At 70.6% G+C, this 17,779-nt stretch carries 16 protein-coding genes; 6 read left to right on the top strand and 10 right to left on the bottom strand.

Features of this window, described 5'->3' with window-relative positions:
- Positions 1 to 9 precede the first annotated feature (9 nt).
- Genes AC1DVZ_RS14810 through AC1DVZ_RS14800 form a run of 3 tightly spaced genes read left to right on the top strand, consistent with a single transcriptional unit; the run spans position 10 to position 4,284 of the window.
- Complete coding sequence (locus AC1DVZ_RS14810; protein WP_477618971.1) at positions 10 to 2,160, top strand: APC family permease; 2,151 nt, start codon at positions 10 to 12, stop codon at positions 2,158 to 2,160.
- 4 nt (positions 2,161 to 2,164) lie between these two features.
- A complete protein-coding gene (locus tag AC1DVZ_RS14805) occupies positions 2,165 to 3,613 on the top strand; it encodes a sensor histidine kinase (protein WP_477618970.1) in 1,449 nt (482 codons plus the stop codon).
- A complete protein-coding gene (locus AC1DVZ_RS14800) occupies positions 3,610 to 4,284 on the top strand; it encodes a response regulator (protein WP_477618969.1) in 675 nt (224 codons plus the stop codon). Before AC1DVZ_RS14805 ends, AC1DVZ_RS14800 begins: the two co-directional genes overlap by 4 nt.
- Positions 4,285 to 4,519: 235 nt before the next feature.
- Here the strand turns inward: AC1DVZ_RS14800 and glnA are convergent, their stop codons facing one another.
- Positions 4,520 to 5,944 carry a type I glutamate--ammonia ligase gene (glnA, locus tag AC1DVZ_RS14795; protein WP_477618968.1) on the bottom strand — a complete coding sequence of 475 codons (1,425 nt, stop codon included), beginning with the start codon at positions 5,942 to 5,944 and terminating at the stop codon, positions 4,520 to 4,522.
- Between the two features lie 142 nt (positions 5,945 to 6,086).
- Here glnA and AC1DVZ_RS14790 point away from each other — a divergent pair, with 142 nt between their 5' ends.
- Entirely contained in the window at positions 6,087 to 6,563 is a 477-nt protein-coding gene (locus AC1DVZ_RS14790) for an RDD family protein (protein ID WP_477618967.1), read from the top strand.
- A 90-nt stretch (positions 6,564 to 6,653) separates the two neighbouring features.
- Here AC1DVZ_RS14790 and AC1DVZ_RS14785 read toward each other — a convergent pair whose 3' ends face one another.
- Both AC1DVZ_RS14785 and AC1DVZ_RS14780 read right to left on the bottom strand, forming a co-directional pair.
- Positions 6,654 to 7,259, bottom strand: coding sequence for a PadR family transcriptional regulator (locus tag AC1DVZ_RS14785; protein WP_477618966.1), 606 nt, complete (start codon positions 7,257 to 7,259; stop codon positions 6,654 to 6,656).
- A complete protein-coding gene (locus AC1DVZ_RS14780) occupies positions 7,256 to 8,095 on the bottom strand; it encodes a DUF4097 family beta strand repeat-containing protein (RefSeq protein WP_477618965.1) in 840 nt (279 codons plus the stop codon). Before AC1DVZ_RS14780 ends, AC1DVZ_RS14785 begins: the two co-directional genes overlap by 4 nt.
- Positions 8,096 to 8,235: 140 nt before the next feature.
- Between AC1DVZ_RS14780 and AC1DVZ_RS14775 the strand changes: the two genes are divergently transcribed.
- Entirely contained in the window at positions 8,236 to 9,090 is an 855-nt protein-coding gene (locus AC1DVZ_RS14775; RefSeq protein WP_477618964.1) for an ATP-grasp domain-containing protein, read from the top strand.
- Between the two features lie 8 nt (positions 9,091 to 9,098).
- On the opposite strand, the gene AC1DVZ_RS14770 is transcribed toward AC1DVZ_RS14775, so the two are convergent.
- The 5 genes from AC1DVZ_RS14770 to AC1DVZ_RS14750 all read right to left on the bottom strand — a co-directional run bounded on the left by AC1DVZ_RS14770 (position 9,099) and on the right by AC1DVZ_RS14750 (position 13,174).
- Positions 9,099 to 9,833, bottom strand: coding sequence for a DUF4191 domain-containing protein (locus AC1DVZ_RS14770; protein ID WP_477618963.1), 735 nt, complete (start codon positions 9,831 to 9,833; stop codon positions 9,099 to 9,101).
- A 19-nt stretch (positions 9,834 to 9,852) separates the two neighbouring features.
- A complete protein-coding gene (gene lipA, locus AC1DVZ_RS14765) occupies positions 9,853 to 10,890 on the bottom strand; it encodes a lipoyl synthase (RefSeq protein ID WP_477618962.1) in 1,038 nt (345 codons plus the stop codon).
- A gap of 244 nt (positions 10,891 to 11,134) precedes the next feature.
- Complete coding sequence (locus tag AC1DVZ_RS14760) at positions 11,135 to 11,788, bottom strand: YczE/YyaS/YitT family protein (protein WP_477618961.1); 654 nt, start codon at positions 11,786 to 11,788, stop codon at positions 11,135 to 11,137.
- A complete protein-coding gene (gene lipB / locus AC1DVZ_RS14755) occupies positions 11,785 to 12,432 on the bottom strand; it encodes a lipoyl(octanoyl) transferase LipB (RefSeq protein ID WP_477618960.1) in 648 nt (215 codons plus the stop codon). Before lipB ends, AC1DVZ_RS14760 begins: the two co-directional genes overlap by 4 nt.
- 10 nt (positions 12,433 to 12,442) lie before the next feature.
- On the bottom strand, positions 12,443 to 13,174 hold the full coding sequence (locus AC1DVZ_RS14750) for a Type 1 glutamine amidotransferase-like domain-containing protein (protein ID WP_477618959.1): 732 nt from the start codon (positions 13,172 to 13,174) through the stop codon (positions 12,443 to 12,445).
- Positions 13,175 to 13,244: 70 nt separating this feature from the next.
- Here AC1DVZ_RS14750 and AC1DVZ_RS14745 point away from each other — a divergent pair, with 70 nt between their 5' ends.
- Positions 13,245 to 14,774 carry a serine/threonine protein kinase gene (locus tag AC1DVZ_RS14745; RefSeq protein ID WP_477618958.1) on the top strand — a complete coding sequence of 510 codons (1,530 nt, stop codon included), beginning with the start codon at positions 13,245 to 13,247 and terminating at the stop codon, positions 14,772 to 14,774.
- Here the strand turns inward: AC1DVZ_RS14745 and AC1DVZ_RS14740 are convergent.
- Together AC1DVZ_RS14740 and sucB are read right to left on the bottom strand one after the other, a co-directional pair.
- Complete coding sequence (locus AC1DVZ_RS14740; protein WP_477618957.1) at positions 14,771 to 15,682, bottom strand: TIGR01777 family oxidoreductase; 912 nt, start codon at positions 15,680 to 15,682, stop codon at positions 14,771 to 14,773. The two genes, AC1DVZ_RS14745 and AC1DVZ_RS14740, sit on opposite strands and share 4 nt — an antisense overlap.
- A gap of 26 nt (positions 15,683 to 15,708) precedes the next feature.
- On the bottom strand, positions 15,709 to 17,631 hold the full coding sequence (gene sucB / locus AC1DVZ_RS14735; RefSeq protein ID WP_477618956.1) for a 2-oxoglutarate dehydrogenase, E2 component, dihydrolipoamide succinyltransferase: 1,923 nt from the start codon (positions 17,629 to 17,631) through the stop codon (positions 15,709 to 15,711).
- Positions 17,632 to 17,779 lie beyond the last annotated feature (148 nt).

The raw sequence follows: 17,779 nt of genomic DNA, 5'->3' as shown, positions 1-17,779 counted from the left end.
AGTCGGGTCGTGACCGAACTGCTGCGCATGCCCAAGCGCCTCCTGGTGGGCCGACCACTGCTGAGCTCCCAGATGGGGGAGACCCTGCTTCCGAAGAAGCTGGCTCTGCCCGTGTTCTGCAGCGACCCGCTGTCGTCCAACGCCTACGCCACCGAGGAGATTCTCCTGGTGCTGAGCCTGGGTGGGCTGACCCTGCTGCACCTCACCCCGCTAGTGGCCGCGGGGGTCGTGCTGCTGCTCGTCGTGGTCGTGCTGTCCTACCGGCAGACCTGCCATGCCTATCCCGACGGTGGTGGAGCGTATGCCGTCAGCCGGGCCAACCTGGGGCGCGGCGCCGCACTCGTGGCGGCCAGCGCGCTCCTCGTCGACTACGTCCTGACGGTGGCGGTGTCGGTGGCGGCGGGGGTGGCCAACATCGTCTCGGCCGTCCCAGCGCTCGCGCCCCACGCCCTCACGCTCTCGGTGGGGCTGGTGGCCCTGCTCGCGGTGATCAACCTGCGCGGAATCAAGGAGTCCGGCGCCGCGTTCGCCATCCCCACCTACGGGTTCGTCGCGTGCGTCTTCGTCATGCTCGCCCTCGGGATGTACCGGACGGCGACCGGGGCGCCACCGGTCGCCGAGTCCGCACCACTCGGCATACACGCCGAGCACCACGTCTCGGGGTTGCTCGTGCTTGCCCTCGCGCTCCGAGCCTTCGCCTCGGGGTGTACCGCACTGACCGGGGTCGAGGCCGTGAGCAACGGAGTGCCCAACTTCAGACGACCCAAGAGCCGCAACGCCGCCGACACGCTGGCGATCATGGGGGTCCTGACCATCGTCATGTTCGTCGGCCTGACCGCCCTGGCCCTCGTGGCCAAGGTCCACGTCGCGCATGACCCCGCCATGCTCGTCGGTGCCCCCGACGGGTACATCCAGAAGACGGTGATCGCCCAGATCGCTGGTGCCGTCTTCGGTGGGAGCAGCATCGGCTTCTACGCGGTCCAGGCCTTCACGGCAGCCATCCTCGTCCTGGCTGCGAACACCGCGTTCAACGGCTTCCCGATCCTCGCCTCCCTGTTGGGGGAGGACGGCTACCTGCCGCGACAGTTCGCTCGCCGTGGGGACCGGCTCGTGTTCTCCAACGGCATCGTCATCCTGGCGCTGCTGGCGATCGGTCTGCTGTGGGCCTTCGACGCGAACACCACTCGCCTGATCCAGCTGTACATCATCGGGGTCTTCGTCTCGTTCACGCTCAGCCAGGCGGGGATGGTGCGGCACTGGCAGCTGCTGCTGGCCAGGCCAGGAGGGCCTCGGGACCGGGCACGCACCAGGCGCAAGCTGGCGGTCAACGCAGTGGGGGCTGCCGTGACCGGCTTGGTGCTCGTCATCGTCCTGGTCACCAAGTTCACCCACGGTGCCTGGTTGGTCGTGGTGGCCATGCCTCTGCTCATCGCGCTCATGACCCTCATCCGCAAGCACTACCGGACGGTGGCCCGAGCCCTTCGCCCGGCCGTCGGCGGGGTGGTCCTGCCAGCCCGCATCCACACCCTGGTGCTCGTGTCGAGGTTGCACGCACCCACGCTGCGGGCGCTGGCCTTCGCCAGGGCGACCAGGCCCGCCAGCCTCCGGGCCGTCACGGTGCGCACCAGCGCTGCCGACACCGAACGACTGACTGCGCAGTGGATCGAGCGGGACATCCCGGTCGAGCTGACCGTTCTGGACTCGCCGTTCCGCGACATGACCCGCCCGGTGATCGAGCACGTGCGTGCCCTCCTGCGCGACCACCCGCGCGACGTCGTGTCGGTGTTCATCCCCGAGTACGTGGTCGGGCGGTGGTGGGAACAGCTGCTGCACAACCAGAGCGCGCTTCGCCTGAAGGCTCGGCTGCTGTTCGAGCCCGGCGTCATGGTCACGTCCGTGCCCTGGCAGCTCTCCGTGGACAACCCGGACGACAGGATCCTCAGTCGCGACGCCGACGCCGACGGCGACGGCGACGGCGACGGCGACGCTGACGACTCGGACGCTGAAGACGCCGGCGCTGGCACCGGCGCCGATGCCATCGGCGTCGGCATCGGCATCGACGACGACCTCGACTCCGTCCACGACGCTCGGGGCAGGGCACGCGGCCTGGCAGCGCAGGACCCGTCCCTCTCGTCCGACGTCCTCCGTGTGTCACGCTGAGGACATGCAGCGGGCCGCACGGGGCGCAGAGCTCACCGTCCCACTCTTTCCTGCAACCGTGCCGCCCTCGGGGGTCATCGGGCTGTCACGACGGCGGCTGCTCACCGGCCTTGGCCTGTGCCTCGTCGGCCTACCCCTGCTCACGTGGGTCATGGTGCGGCTCCGCGACTCCGCGACTGGTGAGAGCGTGCTGCTCATCTACCTGTTGGCGGTCGTGGTGGTCGCCGTCGTCGGCGGGATGCTGCCGGGTCTGCTCGCCGCCTTCGGCGGGTTCCTCCTGGCGAACTGGTTTCTGACCCCGCCGTTCCACACGTTCAGCGTCGGCGAACCCGCCGCCCTTGCCGACCTCGTCGTGTTCGTCCTCGCGGCCGTGATCGTCAGCGTCACCGTCGAGGTCGGTGCCCGCAACCGTGCCAAGGCGGAGCGAAACCGGCTCCAGACCCACATCGTTGCGAACCTGAGCTCGGCCGAGATGCAGGGCGTCAGCGTGGAGCGGGTGCTCGACCACGTGCGCCAGCTGTACGGCATGAGCACCGTGGCCCTGGCCCCGCACGCCGACCTGCAGCAGCCGGTGGCATCGGTCGGTCCCACACCGCACGGGTCGCCGGTGCTGTCGATCCCCGCGTCGGACACGTTGAGCCTGCTCGGGTACGGCCGCCCCGTGTTCGCCGAGGACCGAGTCCTGCTGCAAGCCCTGGCCGGGACTGCCGGGCGGGCCTGGGAGACCGCGCGCCTGGCCGAGGAGGCCGGTCGAGCCGAACAGCTCGCGCAGACCGACCGGGTCCGGTCCGCCCTGCTGACCGCCGTGGGGCATGACCTTCGCACGCCCCTTGCGGGCATCAAGACCGCTGCGTCCGGGCTGCGGCAGCCCGACGTGGCCTGGGAGGCGGGCGAGCAGGACGAGCTGCTGGCCACCATCGAGGACGGCGCCGACAGGCTCGCCGCCCTCGTGGACAACCTGCTGGCGATGAGCCGCCTCCAGGCAGGCGCGTTGTCCGTGCACGTCCATCCAGTGGATGTCGAGGAGATCGCCTCCCGGGCACTGGTCGGCCACGCCGCCAACAGCGTCGCGCTCGACATTGCCGAGGGTCTGCCACCCGTCATGGCCGATGGCGGCCTGCTCGAGCGCGTCCTGGCGAACCTCGTCGACAACGCCGTCCGGTACACCCCCGAAGGGCGTCCGGTGACCGTCACCGCCATGGCCCAGCCCGTGGCGGAGCCGAAGGCGGTCGAGATCCGGGTGGCCGACCAGGGTCCCGGTGCCGACCCGATGAGCTGGGACGAGATGTTCGTTCCCTTCCAGCGCCTTGGCGACAACACGCCTGGCGGAGTCGGGCTCGGCCTGGCCATTGCCCGAGGCTTCACCGAGGCGATGGGCGGAACCGTCAGGCCATCCGCTACCCCCGGCGGCGGCCTGACCATGACCATCCTGCTGCCGGCGGCCACCCCGTGACCACGGTGCTCATCGTCGAGGACGATCCCCAGCTTCGCCGGGCGTTGGCGATCAACCTGCGCGCCCGCCACTACGACGTGCGCGCTGTCGCCGACGGAACCTCTGCACTGGCGGCGGCAGCGGCCGACGTGCCCGACATCGTCATCCTCGACCTCGGGCTGCCCGACATCGACGGGGTGGACGTGGTCAGCGGCTTGCGTGGCTGGACCGACGTGCCGATCATCGTGCTCTCCGCGCGGGACGCCCAGGGGGACAAGGTCGACGCGCTCGACGCCGGCGCGGACGACTACGTCACCAAGCCGTTCGGCATGGACGAGCTCCTGGCCCGGTTGCGGGCCAGTCTGCGACGAGCGGCTCCGGCGGAGGACGTGCCGACCCTTGAGGCTGGCGCCCTGGTCATCGACCGACGCGCCAAACGGGTGACGCGATCAGGTCAGGACGTGCGCCTCACGCCGACCGAGTGGCACCTGCTCGAAGTCCTGGTACGCGACCCGGGCAAACTCATCCCCGGCCGTCAGCTGCTGCAGGAGGTGTGGGGCCCCTCCTACGGCGACGAGACCAACTACCTGCGCGTCTACATGGCCACGCTGCGGCGCAAGCTCGAGGACAACCCGTCCGCGCCTCGCCACCTGATCACCGAACCCGGGCTGGGCTACCGCTTCGAGCCGTGACCGATCCCCGCGCCACCGAGACGCCTGCGCGGCGAACTGCTCGGGCGATGCGCAACGGCGGCTGATCTGCTTGGCGCAGATCAGCCGCCGTCTGGCGACGTTCAGGACGCGAGTGCAAGCTCCGTCAGATATCGCTGTGTCTTCTGTTCGACACTTGACCTCGCTCGTTCCTCGCGAGGTCAGATATCGCTGTGTCTTCTGTTCGACATTTGACCTCRCTCGTTCCTCGCTCGGCCTAAATGTCGTAGTACATCTCGAACTCGTGCGGGTGCGGGCGGAAGCGGATCGGGTCGACCTCGTTCTTGCGCTTCCACTCGATCCAGGTCTCGATCAGGTCCTTGGTGAAGACGTCGCCCTCGAGCAGGAACTCGTGGTCGGCCTCGAGGGCGCTCAGCACCTCGGGGAGCGAACCGGGCACCTGGGCGATGGCGTCGTGCTCCTCCGGCGGGAGCTCGTAGAGGTCCTTGTCCACCGGCTCCGGGGGCTCGATGCGGTTCTTGATGCCGTCCAGGCCGGCCATCAGCATCGCGGAGAAGGCGAGGTAGGGGTTGGCCGACGGGTCCGGCACGCGGAACTCGACGCGCTTGGCCTTCGGGTTGTCGCCCGTGATCGGGATGCGGATGCACGCCGAGCGGTTGCGGGCCGAGTAGACCAGGTTGACCGGTGCCTCGTAGCCGGGGACCAGGCGGTGGTAGGAGTTCACCGTCGGGTTGGTGAACGCGAGCAGCGCCGGAGCGTGCTTGAGCAGGCCACCGATGTACCAGCGGGCCAGGTCGGACAGGCCGCCGTAGCCGCGCTCGTCGTAGAAGAGGGGCTCGCCGTCCTTCCAGAGGGACTGGTGCGAGTGCATGCCCGAGCCGTTGTCACCGAAGATCGGCTTCGGCATGAAGGTGACCGTCTTGTCGCCCTTCCAGGCGACGTTCTTGACGATGTACTTGAACTTCAGCACGTCGTCGGCGGCCTGCTTCAGCGTGTTGAAGCGGTAGTTGATCTCCTGCTGACCGGCGGTGCCGACCTCGTGGTGGGCGCGCTCGACGGACAGGCCGGCGTCCTCGAGGGCCAGGGTCATCTCGTCGCGCATGTCGGCGAAGTGGTCGACCGGCGGGACGGGGAAGTAGCCACCCTTGTAGCGGGTCTTGTAGCCCTTGTTGCCGCCCTCCTCCTCGCGCCCCGTGTTCCAGGCGGCCTCGACGGAGTCGATGTAGTAGTAGCTGGCGTTCTGGCGGGTCTCGAAGCGCACGTCGTCGAACACGTAGAACTCGGCCTCGGCGCCGAAGTACGCGGTGTCGGCGATCCCCGTCGACTTGAGGTAGGCCTCGGCCTTCGCCGCGATGTTGCGCGGGTCGCGGGAGTACTCCTCGCCGGTGAACGGGTCGACGATGGAGAAGTTGAGGATGAGCGTCTTTTCCTTGCGGAACGGGTCGAGGTAGGCGCTCGTGGGGTCCGGGATCAGCTTCATGTCGGACTCGTGGATGGCCTGGAACCCGCGGATCGAGGATCCGTCGAACATCTGCCCTTCCTTGAAGAACTCCGCGTCGAGGCTCTTGGCGGGCACGTTGAAGTGCTGCATCACGCCGGGCAGGTCGCAGAACCGCACGTCGACGAAATTGACGTCCTCGTCCTTGATGAACTTCAGGACCTCGTCAGCATTGCTGAACAAAGTGCATCCTCCTGTTGGTGGGGCGGTGGCGCGGGGCGTCCACCCATGACTGACATGGTGTCGCCGTCGACCCTAACGGGTGGGGATTTCTCGGCCATGACCCGAATGTTTCACCGGTGTTACGCGGACATAGGCTTTCCGCGTGGTCGACCGCAAGGACATCGGTTCGTGGCTCCAGGGCCCGGGTTCGCGCTCAGGTGCGCCCTCGGCATACCCGGGTGAGCGTCTGGGTATGCCGCGTGAAGGCGCCGGCTCGATGGGCCGGTTCGGGCGCCGCCTGGTGGGCGTCGTCCTCGACTGGACCGCCTGCCAGCTGATCGCGGCGGCGCTGTTCGACGTGCCCCTGCCGTTCAGGGGAGTGGCCTCGGGCACCGACACCCTCATCCTGCTGGCGATCTTCGCCCTGGAGAACCTGCTCCTGCTGAGCACGACCGGGTACACCCTCGGTCACCGCATCGTCGGACTGCGCGTGGTGTCCCTCGACGGGCGCACGCCGCAACCCACCCAGGTGCTGGGGCGCACCCTGCTGCTCTGCCTGTTCCTGCCCGCGATGTTCTGGGACAAGGACGGCCGCGGCCTCCACGACAAGGCGGCCGGCACCCTCCTCGTCCGCACCTGAACCCCACTTCTGGCCACCTGCACCCCGCGCGAGGCCGGTTCCAGCGGCCCGATGAGGCACCAGCGGCCAGAAGTGCGGGGGAGGGGCAGGTCAGCGGCGGGTGATGACGTCGCGGATCCGCCCCGTCGCCTCGGCGAGGATGTCGATGATCTCCCGGCTCTGGTCGCTCGTGAGCCCGTGCCGTTTCCACGCACCCCGGGCCTCGGAGCGAAGCTCGGCAACGGCCTGCTCGAGGTCGCGGATCGCCTTGGGGTCACTGCCCTTCCAGCCCTGCCACGGCTCCGGGCCCCCGACCGGTGTCGCCGTGCGCCGGGCCTCCTGTGCGGCGGCTCTGAGCTCGGCGCGAAGGTCCTTGGTCTCGCCACGCACGCGTGAGCGCACCTGTTCGGCGAGCTCGCGCACCGACAGGTCGAGGTCGGACTCGAGGCTGGACAGGTCGTCCTGACGTGCCCGAACCTCTTCACGACCGGCCTCGGTGATCCGGTAGATCGCCTTGCGACCCTCGTCGGACCGCTCGACCAGCCCCTCCTCCTCGAGCTTGGCCAGCCGCGGGTAGACGGTGCCGGCACTGGGGGAGTAGAGCCCGTTGAAACGGTGTTCGAGGTCCTGGATCACCTCGTAGCCGTGCCGCGGACCCTCGTTCAGCAGGGACAGCAGGTACAGGCGCAGCTGGCCGTGCGCGAAGACGGGGCTCATGCGGACGCCTCGTCCTGGGGTGCGGCCGGGCGCGCCCTGAGGACCACGACGTTGCCGGAGACTGCGTTCGCCTTCAGGCGCAGGCTGCCATCGCCGTCGGTGAGCCGGTTGCCGGGCTGGCGCGAGTGCTTGTCGATGGTGTGGCCGTCGATGACGACCTGGCCCGAGGCGGTGTTGGCCGTGACGTCGTAGCCGCCGTGCGGCGCGCGGACGGTCACGTCCCCGGAGACCGAGTTCGACTTGATCGTGGCGGCTCCGTTGACCAGGTCGAGGGCGACGTCGCCGCTGACCGTGCTGATGCTGACCTCGGGCACATCGCTGTGCTGGGCGGTGACAGCGCCCGACACGGAGTGCACCTTGAGCGGGCCGCGCACGTTGCCGCACTCGACCTCGCCGCTCACGGTGTTGACGTCGACGGGACCGACGATGTCGTCGATGGTGATCGATCCGGAGACGGTGTTGGCCCTCGCCCCGGCCCGCATGCCGGCGAGCAGCCCGCTGGCGCTGACCGTGCTCACGGAGGTCTCGGCATCCTCGGGGATCGAGATGCTGATCGCGACCCGGTTGCGCTCGAGGCCGTCGAACGCCTGGCGCACCTTGTCCAGGATCCGGGTGGAGTCGACGCCGTGGGTGATCTTGAGCTTCGAGCCGTCCCAGCTGACCTTGACCGGCATGCCCTCGACCTTGGCGATCTCGACCCGGGCCGTGGGGGAGTCGACGTGGGTCACGACGTCGACCCGGCCGCCGACGATGGCGACGCTGAGCTTGCGGACCCGCTCGCCGTCGCCGCCGATGTCGAGCACCCTGGCGGTGTCGATCGACCATTCCTCGCTCATGGGATGTCCTCTCGTTGAGACGTGCATCTCGCGCTATATCGCGTTGTCGAGATTCACGTTATATCGCGTATGCCGCGAGGGCAAGTCCCCAGGCGGGGTGACCTTCCAGCCCTGGAACCAGGCCTGAAACAATCGGCGCCGTGACGAGCCACCGCATCGCCCTGTGCACCTGGTCCGACCCGTCCTACGTCGACCCGGAGCCTCCCCAGATCGCCGAAGCACTGCGCGCCCTGGGCCTGGCCGCCGACGTCGTGGTGTGGCACTCGGACGCGGACTGGGCGTCGTTCGACCTCGTGGTCATCCGTTCGACGTGGGACTACTTCGACCGTCTCGACGAGTTCCTCGGGTGGGCCGACCGAGTTGACTCGCTCGCGCGAATAATCAACAGTCCCACCATCATTCGCTGGAACTCACACAAGGGCTACCTCGCAGAGCTGGGCGAGGCCGGCATACCCGTGCTGCCCAGCCTCGCCCTCGCCAAGGGAGCCGCGCACTCGGTCGACCGGATGCTCGCGACAGGCTGGACCGACGTCGTGATCAAGCCCGCCGTCGACGGCGGGGCGCGACAGGCGCTCAAGACGGCCGCCGCCTCACCGGCAGCGGCGGAGCACCTGACGAGGCTGGTCGAGGCCGGCGACACGATCGTCCAGCCGTACGCCCCGAGCGTGGAGCTGGGGGAGACCTCGCTGTTCTACTTCGGCGGCGGCTTCTCCCACGCCGTGCGCAAGGTACCCAAGGCCGGCGACTACCGCGTGCAGGCGCTGCACGGCGGCTCCGAGGAGATGCACGAGCCGACACCGGCGGAGCTGGACGTCGCGGCGCGGGCGATGGCCCTGGCCCCGGACGAGCTCGTCTATGCGCGGGTCGACCTCATCGACGTCGAAGGTCAGCCGACCCTGATGGAGCTCGAGCTGATCGAACCGGACCTGTTCCTGCGGATGGCCCCCGGCTCGGTCGAGCGCTTCGCCGCCGCAGTGGCCGCGCAGCTCGACTGAGAAAATGACTACCGGCCGCGCATTGCCTTGCGGTCGACGCGGGCGCGCATCGGGTCCATGCCTGCGGGGATCGGCGGGCGCAGGCCACCGAGGGACTTGAGGCGCTTGTTGACGGCCGACACCTCCTCCTTGGTGAGGACCGGCTTCATCCGGGTGAGCTTGCCGCTGAGCTTGCGGATCGCCACCTGGTCGGCACCGTCACCCACGACGATCGCGGTCACGGGGACACCGGGCGCGACGCGCTCGACCTTCTTGCGCTCCTGGGTGAGCAGCTTGGTGCGACGGGCCTCGGGGCCTTCGCCGATGAGCACGATGCCGGGCCGGCCCAGTGCCCGGTAGACGAACGCCGCACCCGCGACGTCCTCGGGCCGCGTGCCGCGTGCACCGTCGACGGCGACCGGCTGCTGGTCGAAGAACCAGCCGCGGCGCAGCGAACCCAGGGCCGCACCGGCGGCCCCTGGCTGGCCCTCCAGCGAGCGGTACGCAGCCCGCTCGGCCATCCGGGACAGCACGAGAGTGGCCGCGAGCAGGCCGAGGGGGAAGGACAGCACGAGGGCGTACACCCAGTGGCCGACGAGCACGCCGATGCCCGCACCGACGGCGACCACCGCGATGAAGGCGAGCAGCATCCACCACGGGATCGTGGGGTCGGCCTTGCGCGATGCCGTGAAGACCTGACGGACCTGGGCGAACCGGCCCGGCTTCTTGGGCGTGTCCGACTGCTGCTTTTCCTTGCGGGCCATGAGGGTCAGGATACGGGTGTCAGGCGGGGGCGCCCAACGCGCCCGGCTGCCGTGCGGCGAGCAACGAGGAAGCCTCCTGGCGGGCGGGGTCTCCAGCGGCCTCGGCGAGGTGCTGCAGGTGCTGGGGGATGTCGCGACCCCACTTCGTCATGGCCGTCGCCCAGAGGCGTCCGGCGCGGTAGGAGGAGCGCACCAGCGGCCCGGCCATCACGCCCTTGAAGCCCATCTCCTGGGCGACGTCGCTCCAGTGCACGAACTCCTCGGGCTTGACCCATCGGTCGATCGGGTGGTGGAGCTTGGAGGGGCGCAGGTACTGGGTGATGGTGAGGATGTCGCAGCCGGCGTCGTGCAGGTCTGCGATCGCCTGCTCCACCTCGTGGTCCTCCTCGCCCATGCCCAGGATGAGGTTCGACTTGGTCACGAGCTCGGCGTCGCGGGCCATGGAGAGCACCTTGAGCGACTTCTCGTACGTGAAGGCGGGACGGATCTGCTTGAAGATGCGTGGGACGGTCTCGAGGTTGTGGGCGAACACCTCGGGGCGCGCGTCGAAGACCTGGCCCACGAGCTCGGGCTTGGCGCCGAAGTCGGGCGGCAGGATCTCGACCCCGGTGTTGGGGTTCTTGGCGTGGATCTGGCGGATCGTCTCGGCATAGAGCCAGGCGGCGCCGTCGGGCTGGTCGTCGCGCGCGACCCCGGTGACGGTCGAGTAGCGCAGCTCCATCTGGGCGACCGACTCGGCGACCCGGCGCGGCTCGTCGCGGTCGAGCGCCTCGGGGCGGCCGGTGGCGATGTCGCAGAAGTCGCAGCGGCGCGTGCAGACGTCACCGCCGATGAGGAAGGTCGCCTCGCGGTCCTCCCAGCACTCGAAGATGTTGGGGCAGGCGGCCTCCTGGCAGACCGTGTGCAGTCCCTCGGTCTTCACCATCGAGTGCAGCTTGGTGTACTCCGGGCCCATCCTGGCGGTGGTGCGGATCCACTCGGGCTTGCGCTCGATCGGCGTCTCGGCGTTGCGCGCCTCGACGCGCAGCAGGCGGCGGCCCTCGGGTGCGATGGTCACGAAGACTCCCTTGCCCTCTCGGTGGTGCGCGTGCCCGGTGCAGCGACCCGGTCGGGTCGTCCGGTATGCCGTGGGGCACGGGTGCGCCCGGAGGTCACCGGGCGTCCTCCAAGGGTACGCCTGCCCCCGGAGGACTGTTCCCACCCCTCACCCCTCACCGTTACCCCTCACCCCTCCCGCCCTGTTGGAAGCGAAACTTCCGGATATCCGGAAGTTTCGCTTCCAACAGGGCGGGCGCAGTGGGTCAGGCCGAGACCTTGCGACTGTGGAACAGAGCCCTGGTGAGCAGGTCCACGGTCGGCCCCACGAAGATCGAGACCAGCAGGGTGCCCGGCCCGACGGCCGCCCCGAGGGCCCAGCCGCCCACCGCACTGGCCGCCTGCAGCACGGTGTAGCTCCACTTGAAGGGCAGTGGCGGGTCGAACGAGATCGCGGCCGCCTCCGCAGGGCCGGCACCCGTGTGCGACGCGAGGTAGCCGGCCACGCCCAGCGACAGCAGGACGAACGCGACCCCGAGCTCGACGAACCGCGGGCCCAGCGCAGTCGGCGTGGGCAGGAGCGGCAGCAGCTCGTTGACGGTGGCCCCGACGACGACCATCTGCACGACCGTGCCGATCCCCGGACGAGTCCCACGGCTCCAGGCCACGGCGATGAGCAGGACCCCCACACCGACGTTGACGACGACGAACGGCAGCCCAGACGTCGTGCTCAGCCCCGAGATCAGGGTCGAATAGCCGTCCGAGCCGAGGGCCGCGTCGAGGAGGCAGGCCACCCCGGCACCCAGGACCACGCACGAGAGCACCAGCTGCACCAGGCGTCGGGACAGGGATGCGCGCGCGGGGTTCTCCGTGGCCACCGACGGGTCCGCCGTGGTCGGGCGCGGGTCGGCGCCCGTCACGCGCCCGAGGCGAGGATGTCGAAGAGGTGCTTCTCGGCATACGGGAGGACGTCCTGGACGGTGACCACGCGCCCGGCCTCGCGGCTGATCGAGCTCACCCCGGCGTCGGCGATGCCGCAGGCGACGATGTTGTCCGCCCACGAGAGGTCCGCGTCGCAGTTGAGGGCGAAGCCGTGCATGGTGACCTGTCGGCTCACCCGCACGCCGATCGCGCCGAGCTTGCGGTCCGGACGACCACCCGGCTGGGCGTCCGCCAGCGCCCAGACTCCACTGCGACCGTCCACCCGCGTCACGTCCACGCCGAAGTCGCGGCAGGTGCGGATCATGACCTCTTCGAGGCGGCGCACGTGGGCCACGACGTCGATCGGGACGCCGCGCAACCGGACGATCGGATAGCCCACGAGCTGTCCCGGCCCGTGCCAGGTGATGAGCCCACCGCGGTCGACGTCGATGACCGGGGTGCCGTCGAACGGCCTTTGGTGTGCCTCGGTGCGCTTGCCGGCGGTGTAGACGGCGGCGTGCTCGAGCAGGAGCACAGTGTCCTCCGCACCGTCGACGACGGCGGCATGGACCTCGCGCTGGTGGGCCCAGGCAGCCTCGTACTCGACGACGTCGGGGGCGAAGCCCACGTGCTCGAACCGCATGCGGGTCAGCCTACGCCCGGGTGAGTCGGCGGGTTTCGAGACGCTCCTCGACGGCCGCGTCGGCCTCGCGGGTCACGATGAACGCAGCCTTGCCGTCGAGCTCGGTGACCGCCTCGACGAGCTCGGTGCCGTGGTAGACGAGCCCGACCCCGTCGTCCGTGCAGTGCGTCGTCGGGAGCGTGCCGTCAGCCACGAGGCGGTGGACCAGCGGGCGCCGGCGTTCCTCGGAGTCGTAGTGGACGCCGTTGGCGTACGGCAGGAAGCCCAGGCCGTTGGTCACCGCGCGGAGCTCGGGGCCGAACGAGTCTGTCGTGCCCCCGGCATACCAGCAGATGGAGCCGGCGGAGACGCCCGCCAGGACCACTCCTGCCTCCCACACCCGGCGGAGGACGGCGTCCAGCTCGTGCACCCGCCACACCGCGAGCAGGTTGGCGACCGAGCCACCGTTGACCCACACCACGTCCTGGGCCAGGAGGTGGCCCTCCACGTCGGCGAGGTTGGGCATGGGGAACAGGTGCAGGTTGGTGACGGCGAAGCCCGCCGCGCGCCCTGCCTCGTCGACGTCGGCGGCAAAGCCCCTCTGGTCGCCGCTCGCGGTGCCGAGGACGGTGACCCTGGGCGTTCCGTCGGCACCGGACAGCTCGACCGCGTGGTGCACGAGGGCGTCGAACTCGAAACGGGTGCGCTGGGCCATGCGGTAGCCACCCGAGGTGGCGAGGATGGTCGGCTGGTCTGCGGGCATGCCCCGACTCTAGGAGGGGACCTGTGGACAACCAGCAGGGTGGTGTCGCGGGACTGGGCATAGTGACGCGATGAGCACCGAGAACCCGGCGACCCGGCCAGAGGTGCCCGGCTACGTGCTGGGTGAGGTGCTGGGGCGTGGTGGGTCCGGCACCGTGTGGGCGGCGACTCGGGAGAGTGACGGCGTGGCGGTGGCCGTCAAGGTGGTGCCGGTCGGGAGCGCCGACCAGGCCGACTCACTGGCGCGCGAGTTCGCGGTGCTGGCCCGGGTCGACGTCGAGGGGCTGGTCGGCTTCCACGAGGCGGTGGGGTTGCCGGGCGAGCCTGCCGCGGTCGCGTTGGTGCTGGACCACGTGCGCGGAGGCTCCCTGGAGGGCGTCGTGCAGGCGCGCGGTCACCTGAGCGTGGGGGAGTCGGTGACGATGCTGGCTCCGGTCGCGCGAGCCCTCGCGGGGCTGCACGGGCTGGGCGTCGTGCACGGCGACGTCACCCCGGGCAACGTCCTCGTCGAGCGCACCGGGCGACCCCTGCTCGCTGACCTCGGGGTCGCCTCGTTGGTGGGCGAGGTGCCCGGGCAGCTCTGGGGCACGGAGGGTTTCGTCGCGCCCGAGGTCCTCGATCGCGGCGTGGTCAGCAGGGCTTCCGACGTGTATGCCGTGGGTGCGCTCGCGTGGTGGTGCGTCACCGGCTCGCCGCCGGCCCCGGTGGCGCTGCGCCGCCCGCTCGAGGAGCTGGCGCCCGGGCTGCCCTCCGCGTGGTCCGAGATCACCCTGCGGGCACTGCAGGGCGACCCCGACGCCCGCCCGACCGCCGCAGAGCTCGCGCTGGCCTACTACGACTCGGCCCCGTGCGAGCCACTGCGACTGGTGGTCGGGGGCGACGAGACATCGCTGCTGACCCAGCGACTGCGGCAGTCCGGAGCGTCGACTCCGGCGGCAGATGGCCCAGGGCCTCGGAGCCGTGAACCGCGGCGGATCCTGGCGCTCTGCACCCTGCTCGTGCTGGCGGTCGGACTCGGGTGCGGCGGACTCATGGCCAGCGGCCGGCTGGCCACGCCCGAGTGGGTCCACCGGCCGAGGGAGGTTGTCGACCGACCGAGCCCTGCACGCGAAGGGCTGGTGCCGGTGTCCGCCCCCAGCCCGACGGGTGCGCCGACGCAGGCGCCAGGGCGTCCCTCCCGTGCACAGCAGGACCTCGCGACGGACCAGAGCGCCCCGCAGACGGATCCCCGCGGTCTGATGGCTGCCCTGGCGGCGTTGCGGGCCGAGGCGATGATGTCGAGGTCGGCAGGCGCGCTGGCCCGTCTGGATGTCCCCGGATCCGCCGCACTTGCCCAGGACACCGCGCTGCTGCGGGACCTCGACGCCTCGGGTCAGTCCTGGGAGGGCGTGGCGCTGACAGTGACGTCGGCCCGCACGCTGAGGCACACCGCGACGACGGCAGCGGTCGACGCGGTGGTGGGGACGGCGGCATACCGGGTCGTCGACCCATCGGGTCGAGCGCAGGCGCGGCCGGCGGTGCCGGGGGAGGAGCTGCGCTACGAGCTGAGGTGGACGTCCGGGCGGTGGCGGGTGGACAGCATCACGGACGTCACCCTCTAGGGCTGCTGGGACAACACCCAGCGAAGCGCGGACTCGACGCTCTGGTCCTGGTGGACGAAGCCCGACTCGGTCAGCCTCGTGGGCACGGCGCGCTTGCTGGTGAGCACCTCGTCGGAGAAGCCGCCGAGGACCAGCCTGATCCCGAAGGCCGGGGCCGGCAGCAGGGCGGGTCGGTGGATCTGGCGGCCGAGCTCACGCGCGATGTCGAGCTGGTGGTCGGGGTGCGGTCCGACGAGGTTGACCGGACCCTCGATCTCGGGGTGGTCCACCAGGTGGGCCAGTGCGCCGACCGTGTCGCGCAGCGAGATCCAGGGCCACCACTGGCGCCCGTTGCCGAGGGGGCCGTTGATGCCGAGCCGCGCGAGCGGGAGCATGCGCGACAACGCTCCACCGTCGGGCGCGAACACCAGGCCGGTGCGCGTCGTGGCCACCGCCAGGCCGGCCTCGCGCGCAGGGTCGGCTGCGGCCTCCCACGCCCGGACCACCTCGCTGAGAAAGCCTGAGCCGGGGGCGGACTCCTCCGTGAGGACCTCGTCGCCGCGGTCGCCGTAGAAGCCCACGGCCGCGCCGCTGACCAGCCGGACCCGCTGGCCCTGCGCGGCCAGGGCCGCGAGGGTGGTGGCGATCGTGGTCGTGCCGTCCACGCGGGAGGCCAGGATCTCCCGCTGGTAGGCGGGGGTCCACCGCTTGTCCCCGACGCCCGCGCCGGCGAGGTGGACCACGGCAGTCACACCGGAGAGCGCCGACGGGTCCAGACGTCGCTGTCGCGGGTCCCATTGGACCTCGTGGGGTGCCGAGGGGGCCCTGCGAACCAGGTGGACGACCTCGTCGCCGCGCTCGCGCAGGAACGCCGACAGCGCGCCGCCGATCAGTCCGGAGGCACCGGTGATGGCAACGCGCTGCGGCATGTGCTGAACCTGCTCGACCGACTCCGCTACAGGCCGAGGTCCGACTCGAAGTTGCCCTCCTCGAGACGCGTCTTCATCGTCGTGAGGAAGCGGGCGGCGTCCGCCCCGTCGACGACGCGGTGGTCGTACGACAGCGCGAGGTAGACCATGGAGCGGATCGAGATCGTCTCGCCGCCATCGCCGTCGGACACCACGACCGGGCGCTTGACGACCGCGCCGGTGCCGAGGATGGCGACGTTGGGCTGGTTGATGATCGGGGTGTCGAACAGTGCTCCGCGACTGCCGGTGTTCGTCAGCGTGAAGGTGCCGCCGCCGAGCTCGTCCGGCCCGATCTTGTTGGTGCGCGTGCGCTCGGCGAGGTCGGCGATCTTGCGGGCGAGCCCGGCGATGTTGAGGTCACCGGCGTCCTTGATGACCGGCACGAGCAGGCCGCGCTCGGTGTCGACCGCGACACCCAGGTTCTCGGTGCCGTGGTAGGTGACCTCCGTGCCCTCGACGCTGGAGTTGACCGACGGGTGGGCCTTGAGGGCCTCGACGGCGGCGAGCGCGAAGAACGGCAGGAAGCTGAGCTTGGTGCCCTCGCGCTGCTCGAACTCGGTCTTGGCCTTGGTCCGGAGCCGGGCGATCTTGGTGACGTCGACCTCGACCACCGTGGTCAGCTGGGCCGACACCTGCAAGGACTCGACCATGCGCTTGGCGATGGTCTGCCGCAGCCGCGACATCTTCTCCGTGGTGCCGCGCTTGGGCGAGACCGACGGCGCCGAGCTGGATGCCGCCGGCGCGGAGGGCGCCGAGGCTGCCGGTGCCGCAGCGGGGGCTGCAGCAGGGGCGGGCGCGGCAGCGGCCTCTTCGGCGGCTTTGGCCGCGTCGAGGACGTCCTGCTTGCGGATCCGTCCGCCGACGCCGGTGCCCTTGAGCGAGCCGAGGTCGACGTTGTTCTCCGCTGCGAGCTTGCGCACCAGGGGCGTGACGTACGCCGAGGCGTCGGTGTCATCGGGGGCCGACGCGGCTGGTGCGGGCGCAGGGGCCGGTGCGGCGGCGGGAGCTGCGGCCGGGGCCGGGGCGGGAGCCGGTGCTTCCTGGGCGGCGGGCGCTTCCTGGGCGGGTGCCTGCTGCGCGGGCGCTTCCTGGGCAGGGGCCTCCTGCGCGGGAGCCTCCTGGGCCGGGGCCGGGCTGCCACCGGAGCCGCCGATGATGGCCAGGTCGCCACCCACGGGGACGGTGTCGTCCTCCTGGACGAGGATCTTGGTCAGAGTGCCTGCGACCGGCGAGGGGATCTCGGTGTCGACCTTGTCGGTCGAGACCTCCAGCAGCGGCTCATCCACCTCGACACTGTCGCCCTCGGCCTTGAGCCACCGGGTGACGGTGCCCTCGGTGACGGACTCACCGAGCGCCGGCATCTTCACGGTCTCGCCGCCGGACGAGCCGGAGTCCGATCCCGAACCGGAGTCGGTGGTTGCTGCGGCCGGGGCCGCCCCAGACTGGTCGTCCTGGCCGGACGCCTGGTCCTGCTCCGGCTCGGAGGTCGCGGCCTGCGGCTCCTGCTCGGTGGAGGGAGCCTCCGCCGGCGGTGCCTGCTGGTCGGTCTGCTCCTGCTCGCCCTGGGACTGCTCGCCCTGGGACTGCTCGCCCTGGGACTCATCCCCCTGGGCCTGCTCGCCCTGGCCAGCGTCCTGCTGGGCGGGCTGTTCGCCGCCGCCGGACCCCTCGGAGCCGTCGCCGATGACGGCGAGGTCGGCACCCACGGGGACGGTGTCGTCCTCCTGGGCGAGGATCTCCTGCAGGACGCCAGCGACGGGCGACGGGATCTCGGTGTCGACCTTGTCCGTCGACACCTCGAGCAGTGGCTCGTCAACCGCCACCGTGTCGCCGACGTTCTTCAGCCAGCGCGTCACGGTGCCTTCGGTGACGGACTCACCCAGGGCTGGCATGGTCACGCGTTCAGACATGTGCCTGTCTCTCCTTGTGCTCGATTCGCTGGCGGTGCTGCGGCGTTGCTGGTGTTGCGGCGTTCGTGTTGCGGCGTTCGGTGGTTCGTCGGTGATGCGCGTTCGGTCGAACCGGCCGTCCGCCCCGACGGCAAGGACGAGCTCGACG

Source organism: Pedococcus sp. P2_E5, from assembly GCF_056403895.1.
Note: the sequence above shows the minus strand (reverse complement) of the source record. Positions and strands in the feature narration are given on the sequence as shown.